This window comes from Phycicoccus sp. M110.8 (assembly GCF_032464895.1).
Classification (GTDB): Bacteria; Actinomycetota; Actinomycetes; order Actinomycetales; family Dermatophilaceae; genus Pedococcus.
Genome location: NZ_JAWDIC010000001.1, coordinates 452,658 through 466,037, shown reverse-complemented (window position 1 = coordinate 466,037; position 13,380 = coordinate 452,658). Strand labels below are relative to the sequence as shown.

13 protein-coding genes are annotated in these 13,380 nt (G+C 71.2%); 12 read left to right on the top strand and 1 reads right to left on the bottom strand.

The window, feature by feature from the left end; all coding sequences use genetic code 11:
* The first annotated feature begins 15 nt into the window (after nucleotides 1-15).
* A complete protein-coding gene (locus RKE38_RS02255) occupies nucleotides 16-936 on the top strand; it encodes an AAA family ATPase (protein ID WP_316005831.1) in 921 nt (306 codons plus the stop codon).
* Here RKE38_RS02255 and RKE38_RS02250 read toward each other — a convergent pair.
* Entirely contained in the window at nucleotides 826-2,028 is a 1,203-nt protein-coding gene (locus RKE38_RS02250) for a hypothetical protein (RefSeq protein ID WP_316005830.1), read from the bottom strand. The two genes, RKE38_RS02255 and RKE38_RS02250, sit on opposite strands and share 111 nt — an antisense overlap.
* A gap of 167 nt (nucleotides 2,029-2,195) precedes the next feature.
* Here RKE38_RS02250 and RKE38_RS02245 point away from each other — a divergent pair, with 167 nt between their 5' ends.
* From RKE38_RS02245 to RKE38_RS02195, 11 genes are all read left to right on the top strand, one after another.
* On the top strand, nucleotides 2,196-2,783 hold the full coding sequence (locus RKE38_RS02245; protein ID WP_316005829.1) for a helix-turn-helix transcriptional regulator: 588 nt from the start codon (nucleotides 2,196-2,198) through the stop codon (nucleotides 2,781-2,783).
* A gap of 186 nt (nucleotides 2,784-2,969) precedes the next feature.
* Entirely contained in the window at nucleotides 2,970-3,995 is a 1,026-nt protein-coding gene (locus tag RKE38_RS02240; RefSeq protein WP_316005828.1) for a zinc-dependent alcohol dehydrogenase family protein, read from the top strand.
* Between the two features lie 152 nt (nucleotides 3,996-4,147).
* Entirely contained in the window at nucleotides 4,148-4,558 is a 411-nt protein-coding gene (locus RKE38_RS02235) for a hypothetical protein (protein WP_316005827.1), read from the top strand.
* A 73-nt stretch (nucleotides 4,559-4,631) separates the two neighbouring features.
* Complete coding sequence (locus RKE38_RS02230; protein ID WP_316005826.1) at nucleotides 4,632-4,871, top strand: DivIVA domain-containing protein; 240 nt, start codon at nucleotides 4,632-4,634, stop codon at nucleotides 4,869-4,871.
* Between the two features lie 223 nt (nucleotides 4,872-5,094).
* Entirely contained in the window at nucleotides 5,095-5,982 is an 888-nt protein-coding gene (gene cysM / locus RKE38_RS02225; protein WP_410055445.1) for a cysteine synthase CysM, read from the top strand.
* Nucleotides 5,983-6,142: 160 nt separating this feature from the next.
* Complete coding sequence (locus RKE38_RS02220; protein ID WP_316005824.1) at nucleotides 6,143-7,039, top strand: oxidoreductase; 897 nt, start codon at nucleotides 6,143-6,145, stop codon at nucleotides 7,037-7,039.
* Nucleotides 7,040-7,635: 596 nt separating this feature from the next.
* Nucleotides 7,636-8,616 (top strand): ScyD/ScyE family protein, encoded by a 981-nt coding sequence (locus RKE38_RS02215; protein ID WP_316005823.1) that lies wholly within the window; start codon nucleotides 7,636-7,638, stop codon nucleotides 8,614-8,616.
* A 406-nt stretch (nucleotides 8,617-9,022) separates the two neighbouring features.
* The gene (locus tag RKE38_RS02210) at nucleotides 9,023-9,667 is read left to right on the top strand and encodes a hypothetical protein (RefSeq protein WP_316005822.1); all 645 of its coding nucleotides are present in this window, start codon (nucleotides 9,023-9,025) and stop codon (nucleotides 9,665-9,667) included.
* 587 nt (nucleotides 9,668-10,254) lie between these two features.
* Nucleotides 10,255-11,490, top strand: a complete 1,236-nt coding sequence (locus tag RKE38_RS02205; protein ID WP_316005821.1) for an amidohydrolase family protein — start codon at nucleotides 10,255-10,257, stop codon at nucleotides 11,488-11,490.
* Nucleotides 11,491-11,501: 11 nt separating this feature from the next.
* Nucleotides 11,502-12,275 carry a PIG-L family deacetylase gene (locus tag RKE38_RS02200; protein ID WP_316005820.1) on the top strand — a complete coding sequence of 258 codons (774 nt, stop codon included), beginning with the start codon at nucleotides 11,502-11,504 and terminating at the stop codon, nucleotides 12,273-12,275.
* A gap of 227 nt (nucleotides 12,276-12,502) precedes the next feature.
* Entirely contained in the window at nucleotides 12,503-13,174 is a 672-nt protein-coding gene (locus RKE38_RS02195; RefSeq protein ID WP_316005819.1) for an alpha/beta hydrolase, read from the top strand.
* The last annotated feature ends 206 nt before the right edge of the window (nucleotides 13,175-13,380 follow it).

The window sequence follows — 13,380 nt, the reverse complement described above, 5'->3', positions numbered from 1 at the left end:
CGGCACGCTGGTCGGGTGCTCGCACCCGGTGAGGCCGCACCTCCCTCGCCGCCGCTCGCCGGCCGTTCGGCCGAGATGGCGGTCGTCGACGCCTTCCTGGAGCAGGCTGCGACCGACGGCGCGGCTCTGGTCGTCACCGGTGAGGCAGGCATCGGCAAGTCCGCACTGCTGGCGCTCGCCGCCCGCCGGGCTGATCAGGACCGCGGAGCGCTCGTTCGCCACGTCGCCGGAGCCGAGTTCGAGGCCGACCTCAGCTACGCGGGACTGCACCAGCTGCTCATGGCCGATGCCGCGGACCTCTCGTCGCTGTCCGCGCCGCACCGCACTGCCCTGGAGACGGCGCTGGGCCTGCGCACCGGCGCACCCCCGGAGCGGCTCCTGCTCACGAGCGCGATCCTGGCGCTGCTCCAACAGTTGTCGGCGGCGGCCCCCGTGCTGCTCGTCCTCGACGACGTCCACTGGATGGACCGCGCAACGGCAGGCGTCCTCAGCCTCGTGGCGCGTCGACTGCAGGGCACGCGAACCGGCATGCTGCTGGCCCAGCGTGACACCGAGGAGAGCTTCTTCGACCGCTCCACGATCCCCGAGCTCAGGGTGTCGCCCTTGGACGACGAGACCGCTGCCGCCCTGCTCCGGGAGACCCGCCCCGACCTGCACACGGCGGTCCGGCACCGCATCGTCGCCGAGGCCGGAGGCAACCCCCTGGCCATCCTCGAGCTGCTGCGCGCACTGACCGCCGACCAACGCTCCGGAGCCGACGCGCTGCCCGCCTCGCTGCCGCTCACCGTGCGCTTGCGCCGCCTCTTCGCCGACCGGGTGACGGCACTACCGGCACCGACCCGGCGGTTGCTCCTGCTCGCTGCCCTGGACCACGGGGCCGGGGCGGCCCTGATGCGAGTGGTCGCCGCCTCCGAGGCCGACCTCGAGCCCGCCTAGTCCAGCGGCCTCGTCACGGTTGACCGCGGCGGGAACCGGGTTGTCTTCGCCCATCCGCTGGTCCGCGCCGCCGTCGTCGACCTGGCCTCGGCCAACGAGAGGCGGTCCGCGCACCGGCGCCTGGCCGAGCTGGCCGAGGACGACGACGTCCGGTCGCTCCACCGCGCCGACGGCGCCCTGGCGCCCGACGAGACCGTGGCCGGCCTCCTGGAGGATCTCGCCACCAGGACCCTGGACCGCGGTGACGGCGTGCGCGCCAGCGCCCTGCTGCTGCGTGCCGCCGAGCTGAGCCCGGCACCGGCGCAACGGGCTCGACGGCTCGCGCAGGCGGTGTTCGTCGGTGCCCACGTCACCGGCACGCTGAGCGGCGCGGCGGCGCTCCTGGACCGCGCCCGCGCAGAAGACCCCGACGCCACAGGGACCCTGCAGGTCGCGGTCGCCGCGGCCTCCCGCCTGCTCAACAACGAGGGAGACGTCGACACCACCCACGGGATCCTCGTGGGCGCCTTGAACCAGGCATCCGTCTCTGCGACGGACGGAGAGACCGACGTCCGGGCCATCGAGAATGCCGTGCTGACCCTGATGGCGGTGTGCTCCTTCGGCGGCCGGCCGCAGCTCTGGACCGCGTTCGACGCGGTCGTCGCACGCTTCAGCGACGTCCTGTCGGCACCGGTGCGGGTGGCGACCACGACGTACGCTGACCCGGTCCGGTCCACCCCGGAGATGCTGAGGGAGCTGGACCGGATGGTCGAGTCCCTCGACGAGGCGACGAGCCCGCTGCGCGTGGTCCAGGTCGCTCAGGCACGGTGGTACATCGGTGACCTGCCGCGCGGGCCTCTCGAGCGGCTCGTCGAAGCCGGCCGCCTCGATGACACCGAGGCGCAGTCGGTGCGAGCACTCCTCATGCTCGCCGTGGACCACTTCTTCGCCGGGGCATGGGACGAGGCTGCCGCGCACGCCGAGGAGGCCGTCCGCCTCTGCGAGGAGCGCGGCTTCGCGATGCTGTTGTGGCGTGCCCGCTTCCCCGGGATGCTGCTCGCCGCCGCGCGCGGGGACCTCGCCCACCTCGCCGAGGCCCGCAGCCGTGCGCAACAGTGGGCCCTGCCACGCAACGCCCTGGCCGTTCGCACCTCCACCGCTGAAGCGGACGGTCTGGCGGCCCTGGGTCAGGCGCGCTACCGGGACGCATTCGACGCCTACGGCTCCATCAGCCCCGCCGGGACTTTTCCCCCCATGGGCAGCAGGCGCCGAGGATGGTCATGGACCTTGTCGAGGCCGCCGTGCGCTGCGGCGAGCTCGAGGCCGCGCGACTGCACGTGCGCGCCGCCGCCGACGCCGGCATACCGGCACTGTCGCCTCGGTCCAACTTCCTCTGGCGCGGAGCCCAAGCCCTCGCGGCCGACGACGCCGACTACCCGCAGCTCTTCGACGCCCTCCTCGAGGACCCGGCGTCCACGCGGTGGCCGTTCCACCTCGGCCGGCTCGAGCTCGCCTACGGGGAACGCCTCAGACGCGCCCGTGCCATGCGGCAGGCTCGTCCCATCCTGAGCCGTGCCCGCCAGCGGTTCTCGCTGCTCGGCGCTGCCCCGTGGTGCGAGCGGGCCGACTCCATGCTGGCCGCAACCGGCCCCACCCGCCGGGTCGGGGCCGAGCAGGCCACCGAGCTCACCCCCCAGGAGCTGCAGATCGCCCGCCTGGCCGCGACCGGCCTGAGCAACCGCGAGATCGGCCTGCAGCTGTTCCTGTCGCCCCGCACCGTCGGAGCCCATCTCTACCGGGTCTTCCCGAAGCTGGGGATCACGTCCAGGGCCGCGCTGCGGGACGCCCTCACGGCGCGCGGCCACTGACGCCACGACGACGCTGTCGGACGGCGTCGCGGCTGCCGAGGCCGCGATCCCGCTGCCGGACGGCGGCTCGGTTCTCCCTCCCCAGGACCGTCGATCGACTGATGTTGTGCCGCCTCGAGCCGCCGGACCATGAGGGGAGCGGCCGCACCGAACGGCATACCCCGCGATCCCCCACCAGGAGCCACCATGACGGACCCCCAGAACATCAACGCAAGCCCGGCGACGATGGCCGCCGCAGTGCTCGAGGAGTTCGGCGCGCAGCTGACCGTTCGCAGCCTCGCCCGGCCCTCGGCGTCCCCCGGCACGGTGGTCGTGCGCGTGGCCGCCAGCGGGGTCAACCCGCTCGACACCAAGATCCGCGCTGGCAGTGCAGCACATGCCCGCGTCAGCCCACCCGCCGTGCTCGGTCTCGACCTGGCCGGCGTCGTCGAGGAGGTCGGCGAGGGCGTCGAGGCCTTCCGCGCGGGCGACGAGGTGTTCGGACTGACCGGGGGAGTGGGCGACGTCCAGGGCTCCCTGGCGGAGTATGCCGCCGTGGACGCCGAGCTCCTCGCGCTCAAGCCCGCGTCGCTCACCATGGCGGAGGCCGCGGCACTCCCGCTGTCCGTCGTGACCGCGTGGGAGGGACTCGTCGACCGGGCCGCCGTGCACGAGGGACAGACCGTCCTCGTCCACGGAGGGGCCGGCGGAGTCGGCCACATCGCCGTCCAGCTCGCGGCAGCGCGCGGTGCCACGGTGTATGCCACGGGCAGCGGAGCCGACCTCGACCGCATCCGCCGGCTCGGCGCCGAGCCGATCGACTACCGCACCACCACCGTGGAGCAGTACGTCGCGGAGGCCACGGGCGGCGAGGGGTTCGACGTCATCTTCGACACCCTCGGTGGCGCGACCCTCGACGCCTCCTTCGCAGCCGTACGCCGCTACACCGGGCACGTCGTGAGCATCCTCGGGTGGGGCACCCACAGCCTGGCGCCGCTCAGCTTCCGCGGTGCGACCTACTCGGGCGTCTTCACCCTGCTGCCGCTGCTCACCGGCGTGGGGCGCGCGCACCACGGCGAGATCCTGCGTGCGGCCGCAGCCCTCGCCGAGGCAGGGCAGCTGCGCCCGATCCTGCACCCGGACGGCTACGACCTGGCGACCGTGATGGACGCGCACGCCCTCGTCGAGAGCGGTTCTGCCTCCGGGAAGGTCGTCGTCACCGTCAGAGGCTGAGAAGCAGCGGACACGCATGCTTCGGGCTCGCGGCGACGTGCTCCTTGCCCCTCCAGGTCTTCACTCCCGCACGTGCCCCATGCCGTCAAGGACTTCCGTCCTTACCGACGAAGCCAGCAGGGGATCACCCTGACACTGTCGGGGGAGGCCTGATGGTCGCTTGGAGTCACGCTCGTGCCGCCGCCTGGGCAGCGACGGCGATCATGGTCGCGGTCGCCGCTGTCCAGTTCTACGCAGTGCTGCGCGCGGTCGGGAGTGACGGTCCACCTCCGGCAAGGTCCCTCGTCTTCGCCGTCGGCGTGGGTGTCCTGGCCGTCGTTGCCGCCGTCGTGCTCCTCATCCGAGTCGGCTACCTGCGCGAGCGGGTGCCGTTCGAGGTCGGGAGCACCGGGGCGAAGTGGGTTGCCTGGGGAGGGCTTGGCGGGGCCGTCCTCGGCTTCGCCGGGCAGATGGACGCCGAGTGGTACATCGCCGGCCCCGTCAACCTCGTCATTGCGCTGCTCGCTTTCGCTGTCGCGTACTCGGAGCTGCCTCCGAAGACGCGCGGCACGCTGAGACGCTAGACACGGGCGGCCGCGCACCGCATCTCCGACAAATCCACCCGTTCCGGGATCAGGGGATCGGAGAAGCGTCATCATGGTGACCATGCTCACGTCGCACGAAGTGATGACCCGCAGTTTCACTCCGACTTCGCTGCGCCGTAGGTACGACGAGCGCGAGGTGGACGACTTCCTGGACCAGGTGGTCGAGACCCTCCGCTACTACGAGCAGGGTGGTCGACCTGGTCCGCAGGCGCCCCCGTCGCCAGCCCGGCCAGCGCCCGAGAGCTTCGGGGGCCGGGCCGCGCGCTGGCTTCGAGGCGACTCCAAACCCTGAGATCGCGTGTGCTCGCACGATTGCGAGCGTTGGAGTAGGCCGAAGCGTTGGAGTAGGCCGACCGGGGGCCACGACGCGACCGACAGCGCCTCCCGGACCGACGTCGTCCACTCGGGCCTCCTCGTGCTCGAGCGATGGGTGGAGGTCGATGAGGCCGCTGCGAGTCTTGGGCGACCGCCGCCATAGACTCCGGCGGGTGAGCAACCCCCCGGCATACCCCACGATGGAGGACGTCATCGGCGGTACCCCGCTGGTGCGTCTGCAGCGCCTGCCGGGGCCGGAGAACGAACGCCGCGGCAACGTGCTGCTCGCCAAGCTGGAAGGGAACAACCCGGCCGGCTCGGTGAAGGACCGACCGGCGATCAGCATGATCCGCGGCGCCGAGGCGCGAGGGGAGATCTCTCCCGGCGACACCCTGCTGGAAGCCACGTCCGGGAACACCGGGATCGGCTTGGCGATGGCGGCGGCGATCAGCGGCTACCCGCTGGTCATCGTGATGCCCGAGGACGCCTCCACCGAGCGGATCCAGACGATGAAGGCGTACGGAGCCGAGCTGGTCCTCACCTCGGCAGAGGGCGGCATGGAGGAGGCCCGCGACGTCGTGACGCGGATGGAGCGGGAGGGCCGCGGCCGGGTCCTGGACCAGTTCGGCAACCCGGACAACCCGCGCGCCCACGAGCAGGGCACCGGCCCAGAGCTGTGGCAGCAGACCGAGGGCCGGATCACGCACTTCGTATCCGCGATGGGCACGACCGGCACGATCACCGGGGTCTCGCGGTTCCTGAAGTCGCGCAACCCCGGCGTCCAGATCGTCGGGGCGCAGCCCGCGGAGGGATCGAAGATCCCCGGGATCCGCGCCTGGCCACCGGAGTACGTGCCGAAGATCTTCGACCCGTCGGCGGTGGACCGGACCGTGGAGGTCACCCAGGCCGACGCCGAGGAGATGGCCCGCCGGCTGGCCCGCGAGGAGGGCATCTTCGGCGGCATCTCCGCGGCCGGCGCGTGCTGGACCGCCCTGCAGGTTGCCAAGGAGGTCGAGGGGGCGACGATCGTCTTCGTGGTCTGCGACCGCGGCGACCGCTACCTCTCCAGCGGCGTGTTCCCCGCCTGAAGCGTCTCCACCGACGCCTCGTGAGCGGGCAGGCCGGTGGTGGTGAACGGGTCCACACCACATGCCTTCGGGAGGTGGCGACGAGCCCTGACCACCGCCCGGCATACGCTGCTGGGGCCGGCGATCACGCGCGGGCGCCGACGACCCGCAGGAGTGGACCATGGCTTGGAAGCCCACCGAGATCGCCGACCTGAGCGGTACGACCGCCATCGTCACCGGCGCCAACTCCGGAATCGGGTTCGTGGAAGCCCGGACCCTGGCCGAACACGGCGCTCACGTCATCCTCGCGGTCCGCAACCTCGACGCGGGCCGCGCGGCCGCCGCAAGGATCAACGGCAGCACCGCCGTCGTAGCTCTGGACCTGGCGTCCCAGGAGTCGGTGCGCGAGTTCGCAGCGCGGATCGACGGCCCGGTCGACCTGCTCGTGAACAACGCCGGCGTGATGGCGCCCCCGACGCGCCGGACCACCGTGGACGGGTACGAGCTCCAGTTCGGGACGAACCATCTCGGGCACTTCGCGCTGACGGCCCGGCTGCTGCCCGCACTGCTGGCGGCTCCCTCGCCGCGAGTGACGACCGTGGCCTCGCTGGCACACCACCAGGGTGACGCCCGGGTCGTCGACGGCAACCCTCCGGAAAACTACGACCCGAGGGTCTCGTACGGTCGCACGAAGCTGGCCAACCTCCTGTTCGCCCTGGAGCTCCACCGCCGGGCCACGGCCGCGGGGTCGCCACTGACGTCGACAGCGGCCCACCCGGGGGTGGCCGTCACCAACCTCGTCGCGAGTCGCGACGGCATGGGTGCGCGGTGGATCGTACGCACCTTCGCACCGCCCCTCATGCGCCTCGTGCTCCCGGGATCCGAGGGCGGAGCCGAAGCGATCCTGTATGCCGCGACTGCAGCAGCCCCGGGCTCGTACAGCGGGCCCCAAGGGCCCGGCGAGGTCCGCGGCAAGGTGGGCCCAGCGAAGCTCAGCTCGCTGGCGACCGACCCGGACCTCGCCCGTCGACTGTGGACCGTCAGCGAGGAGCTCACGGGCGTGCCGTTCGACCTCTGAGGCGAGGACGGGCCGAGAGCCATGGCGGCCGGCCCCCGAGCCTCACGGATCCCCTCGGAACCGAACTCGCCGAGCGCAATGGCACGGGCCCGAAGGTGAGCGGTCACGGTGTCTGATCGCCTTTCGCCACGCATCGGTCCGCCTACAGGCGGCGGAAGGACGCGCCCTCGCCGGCGCGTCCCTTGCCGGCTCTCAGCTCTCAAGCCACAGAGCCAGAGCCGAAGCACTCCGATCATGCGCCGCCGCCGTAGGAGCCGCTCATGCCAGGGGCGTTGCCGTCCGCACTGTGCACTGAGGCGTGCCAGCGCTGGCAGTCCTCACTGTCGTCGTGTTCGGGCGGGGGTTCCGTGCTGTGGCTGGCGGAGGCGGTCGTGCAGGAGTTCACGGCACCAGCGGACTTCGGCCCTGAGCGTGGTCAGTGGCTCACGACAGCAGGTTGGGCAGCTGTGGCCCCGCAGCGGGCCACCAGGGGAGTACGACTGTTGCCCGAGGCGCTCGGAAACGGCCATGGCTAGTGTGGCCGGTTGGAGTGCAGGGCCCTCGCGGTCACTGGCCGCGACTCACACAGACATCCGCACTGATCTGTTGGAGGAGCAATGACTGCACGACGACTTCTTGTTGCTCTGGCCGCCGGGCTCGCTGTGCTGTCGGCCGCGGCCGGACCAGCTTTCGGGGGGACCACCCAAACCACGGAGCACCGCGGAGCGCGGTCCCTCCTCACCTCCGGGCTGAGCAACGGCTTCGGCAGCACCGTTGGCCCCGACGGCATGCTCTACGTCACCGAGAGCGCTGTCGGCAGGGTGACCCGGGTCGACCCGCACAGTGGGGCGGTCTCGACGTTCGCCAGCGGCCTGCCTGTCATGAATCCCGCCATCGGCATCGGTGGTGCGATGGACGTCGCGTTCCTCGATGGCACGGCCTACGCGATCGTCACCCTGGTGGACCCGTTGGTGGGAGGCTCCTCCGCTGACGGCCTGTACCGGATCACGCCGGGGCGCCCGCCGGTACTGGTTGCCGACATCGGCGCATGGGCGCTGACGCATCCACCCGCTACACCGTTCGACGTCCCCACCGGGGTGCTGTACGCCATGGAGCCGTGGAGGGGCGGCTTCCTGGTGACCGACGGGCACCACAACCGCCTCCTGGATGTCCGCCTCGACGGGACCGTAACCGAGTACCGGGCCTTCCCCAACGTGGTGCCTACCGGTTTGGAACGACAGGGCGGCACCATCCTGATGGCGCAGGCCGGGCCGGTCCCGCACCAGCCCCAGGACGGTCGCGTGCTCGCCTTCCGCAGTCAGACGGATCCCGCGTCGGTCGTCGCCTCGGGGGCTCCGCTTCTTGTCGATGTCGAACGGTCCGGACATCGCCTTTACGCGTTGTCCCAGGGTGACTACTCCGGGGATCCGGCGGGCTCACCGGCGCTGCCGGACACCGGTACCCTGCAGCAAGTCGCGCCTGACGGGTCGATGCGACCGGTGGCCACGGCGCTCGACCGTCCGACGTCGCTGGAGCTCATCGGAAGGAGCGGTTACGTCACCACCCTGGATGGCGAGATCTGGCGCATCCAGCTCTAGGGTCGAGCGCGGGGCGCGCCCGCTCGCACCTCGATGGAACATCGTCGGCAGCCGGTCGAGGCGGTGGGACGATGGGGAAGGAGCGGGCGCATGGGTGGCGGAAGGGACCTGCCATGTGTTTCTGGAGCATCGCGGGCATCGTGTTACTGCTGCTTGTGGTTGGGGCGTGGTTGTGGGATCGCCGGCACAGCATCAGTGGATCCACGATCGGTGACCGCCCACCGAATGTGACGTCGCCCCATGACCTTGGCGACGGCGGCTTCTCCCTCTGATGCGTGTTCGCGGGCGGCCCTTTCAGTGGGTGGCGGCACTCTGCGCGTTCGTGTTCTGCGTGCCGTCCTTGGCGTTGCTGGACCTGGTCGGGGGGCTCATGCCGGCGGGGGAGGGGGCAGCCACGAGTTCGGCAATGAGCGACGTGGTCTTCGGTGTGCTCGGCTTAGTCCTCCTCTGCCCGGCCTTCGCCCGTCTGGCACGCGGGGGCCCGGACGCTGCCATGGCGTTTGCCCAGCTGGTGATCTTCGCCCTGGCACTTCTGTTCGCGTCCGTGTCGACCGCCGAGGTCGTCGGGGTCATGGGTGCCCTGGGCGTGGTTGTGCCCCTTGCTCTCCTGTGGGCTCTTCACCCGAATCGGAGGAGCCTCCTCCTCCGTCGAGGGGGGTGGGGCGCGGGCGGCAGTCGTTGGATGCTGGGCTGTGCGCTCGTGCTCGTCGTGCCGGCGTGGGCGGCCGCCGCAGTGAACGCAGCTCACGGGCGAGACGACCTCCCACCACGCGACTCGTTCGCGTTCGTCCCTTCTCACTGGTCCGTCGTCACAGCGATGCTGCTGGCTTCAGGCGTGATCGCACTCTTGGCAGCCACTCAGCGCACGAACCACCGAAGCATCTCGGCGCTGTCCGTGGCCGTCGCTGTGCTTCTGTTCGGGGTGGCGTCGATCATCAACCCCGAAGTTCCGTCGAGCGGCGGCCGCGTGTGGGGCGTCGCAGCGATTGCCTGGACAGTCGTCTGGTTTCTTACTGCACGCCTCGTGGCCGGCGCCCGGAAGCCTGTCTGAAGATCCGAGACCATCACCCTGCGTCGTAGACGCAGGCTGTCCACAACAAGAGCGGCACCTCCTCGGGTGCGAGACAGCCGGGGCGTCTGAGCAGGAGCTTGGTCAAGTTTGGTCGAGAGTCTGTGGTCAAACTGCTGGAGCCCTGATCAGCAGGCATAGCGCCGTCAAGCGGCGGAAGGACGCGTCCGTCCCACGGGAATTTGCGATTCTCGAGGTCGCCGGGTCCTAGTCTCCGGGGACCACTCGGCTCTTGGGGCGACGCCTCTCCTACCCGCTCGTCCTCGGGGTGGGCGTCTTGGGTCTCGTTGTCGGAATCACTACGAAGAACTGGTGGGGCACGCCGGAGTCTGGGTGCTGCTCCTCCTCTGGGTGCTCCGTGCCGCCGGCTTCTATATGGCGCGCCTCGTCGGTATCCACTCCCGGCAGGAAGAGGTGCGCTGACGCGCGGCTGAGTGCAATGGGTTGTGGGCTCCCTCATGCGCGCTTGGAAACGGGTGTGAGTGACTGCGGCATCTTGCAGCCCCGGGGGGCCGTGGCGTGGACAGAAGGCTCTGGCCACCGCCGGTTCACGGGAGGACGATGGGCGCATGTTCGCTGTGCGCGCGGTGCACGCCTTCGACGGTGAGCGGTTCCTGCCGGGCGGAGCGACCGTGCTGGTGGAGGCGGGGCGGATCGTGGCGGTGGAGCCGTTCGACTACGTCGTCCCGACCGGGGTGGGGGTCGAGGAGCACTGGGGAACTTTGCTGCCCGGCCTCATCGACTGCCACACCCACCTCGTGGCGGACTGCACGATGGGCGGCCTGGAGCGTGCGGGGGTGATGACCGGCGAGGAGGTCGACGCCGTCGTTCTCGCCTCCCTACGGGCACACCTCGCCTCGGGAGTCACGACGGTGCGGGACCTGGGCGACGTCGGGTACCGGACGCTGGCGTTCCGTGAGGTCCCGGGGCTGCCCCGGGTCGTGGTGGCCGGGCCGCCGATCACCATCCCGGCGGGCCACTGCCACTTCCTCGGGGGTGCCGTTCGGGGTACGACGGAGAGCGACCTTCGCGCGGCTGTCGTGGAGCGGGCGGAGAGAGGTGTCGACGTCGTCAAGGTGATGGCGTCCGGCGGCTTCGCCACCCCGGACTCCGACCAGCTAGGTGCCCAGTTCACCGCGGACCAGCTGTCGGCTCTGACGGATGAGGCGCACCGTGCCGGTCTGCCCCTGGTCGCCCACGCCCACTCGCTCCTGGCGATGGAGTACGCGCTGTCGGCGGGGGTCGACGGGATCGAGCACTTCACCGGCCTGGCGGTCGGGATGGACGCGCACCTGGACGATCAGGTCCTCGCGGACGCGGCTCGCCGGGGCACGTTCGTCGACCTGACGATGGGCAACGACCGCTCCCTGCATGCGCTGATGCCTGCTCCGCCCCCGCACCTCGCGGCCCTCATGGCGGGGTTCGGCGTCAGCACATTCGACGAGCTGTACGCCCGCAGGATCACACAGCTGGGGCAGCTGCGCGAGCACGGCGTCCGGATCGTCAGCGGGGTCGACTCGGGGATGGCCCCGGCGAAGAAGCACGGCAACGTGTGGCGGACGGTGGGCGAGATGGTCGAGGCCGGGTACGACACCGCGGCGGCCCTCGCGGCCGCGACGTCGGTGGCGGCCGAGGCCTGCTCTCTCGGCGGAGTCACTGGCCGACTGGCCACCGACCACGTCGCGGACCTCCTCCTCGTCGACGGGGACGTGTCGACCGAGCCGGCGGCCCTCAGCCAGCCACGCGAGGTTGTCGTCAGGGGGCAGCGGGCTGATTTGGCTCGCGCACTGGAGGTGCTCCGCTGACCACGAGCCGGGTGTTCGCCGTCGTCGTCGCCCACCCGGATGACGAGGCGTTCAGCTGGGCCGGGACCGTGGCCCTGCACACCGAGGATGCCGGGTTCCGGTTCGTCCTCGTCCACGCCACCCGCGGGGAGGCCGGCGACATCCGCCCCGGCTTCCCGGCGACCCGGGACACCCTCGGCGCGATCCGTCAGGCCGAGAGCGAAGCGGCATGGCGCGCCGTGGGGCGCCCACCGGACCGGCACGAGTGGCTGGACTACCCCGACGGAGGACTGAGCGAGGTCCCCGCCGACGAGCTGACCGCCCGCATCGCCGAGATCCTGGCCGAGGAGAAGCCGGTGGTGGTCGCGGGCTTCGGGCCGGACGGCATCACCGGACACCCCGACCACATCACGGTCGGCGCCTGCACGGACGCCGCCTTCGCCCTGGCCCGCGGGGCCGGCCCCGGCTTCCGCCGCCTGCTGCACCACGTCCTGCCGCAGTCCGTCTTCGACCGCTGGCAACACCAGCGCAGGGCACTGAACCTGCCGGTCTTCGACCCCACCGAGGTCTACCACGGCCGTGGCGTCCCGGACGACAAGGTCCACCTCGTCGTCGATTGCCGGACCGTCGCCCCACGCATCGTCGCCGGCATCCTCGAGCATCGCAGTCAGCTCCACGTCATGGCCGACGACCCCGTCGACGAGCAACGGCTCGCCCGGATCGTCAGCCGCGAATGGGCCACCCTGGTCTGGCCCCCACCAACCGGCCCGCACCCACCCCTGACCGACGTCTTCGACGGGCTCTGAGCTCTGAGCGGGCGCTGGGCGGCAAATGACGAGAGCGAGGCTGCCGCGTCCGCTGTCCCGAACAGGCTCTCCCACCGGGTCGGGAGGATGACCACCTGTCGCCGTGACGCACGTCGAGCCTCGCCCTCGTGCCGCCCCGAAGGCGGGTCGGCAGCCCGACTGAAAACCCTGTCGACCGGTCCATCGCCGCGTGCGATGGTGGGTCGAGCAACGACGTTGGAGTCCCCGTGGCATACGTTCTCATCCCCGGCGCCGGCGGACGCGCCTGGTACTGGCACCTCGTCACCGCGCGCCTGGCCGCCGCCGGGGCTGACGCGATCGCTGTGGAGCTACCCGCCGACGACGACAGCAAGGGTCTGCCGGACTACGCCCAGGCGGTCCTCGACGCTGCCGGGGCAGCCCGAGAGGGGGTCGTCGTCGCGGCCTCCATGGGTGCCTTCACCGCAGCCTTGGTGCTGGACGCCCTGCAGGCCGTCGCGGTCGTTCTCGTCAACCCGATGACCCCGAGCCCCGGCGAGACGCCAGCGGCGTGGTGGGGCAACACCGGCGCCGTCGAAGCCCGCAGCGCCAACGCCTCACGCCAGGGCTATCCCACGGACTTCGACCCCGGTACCTACCTTCTCCATGACGTGCCGCCGGAGGTCCTGGCCACCGCCACACCCAAAGGTGAGCAGTCACCTCGCCCGTTCCGGGACCCGTGCACCTTTTCGGCGTGGCCCGAGTCCACCACGGTCATAGCCGGGCGGGACGACCGCTTCTTCCCCCTCGAGTTCCAGCAGCACCTCGCCCGCGAACGCCTACGCGCCGACCCCGTGATCATTCCCGGCGGGCATCTGCTCGCACTCAGCCAGCCCGACGAGCTTACCAAGGCAATCCTGACCGCAACCCACGCGCTGTAGCCCTCCCGGACCAGCCAACGGGACAGTGACAACGTCCGAGATTCTTCGGAAGCAGAGAGCTTGCGACGAAGACGGAACACCCCGGATCCCTCGGTAACCCGCGTCACAGTCAGGCCCAAGCGACGTTGTGACGCACCACCTCAGGTTCCCGGAGGACCCGGTGAGGGCGCGCCCGCGGGGTGCACGATCCGCTCGGCTCGGCTCGG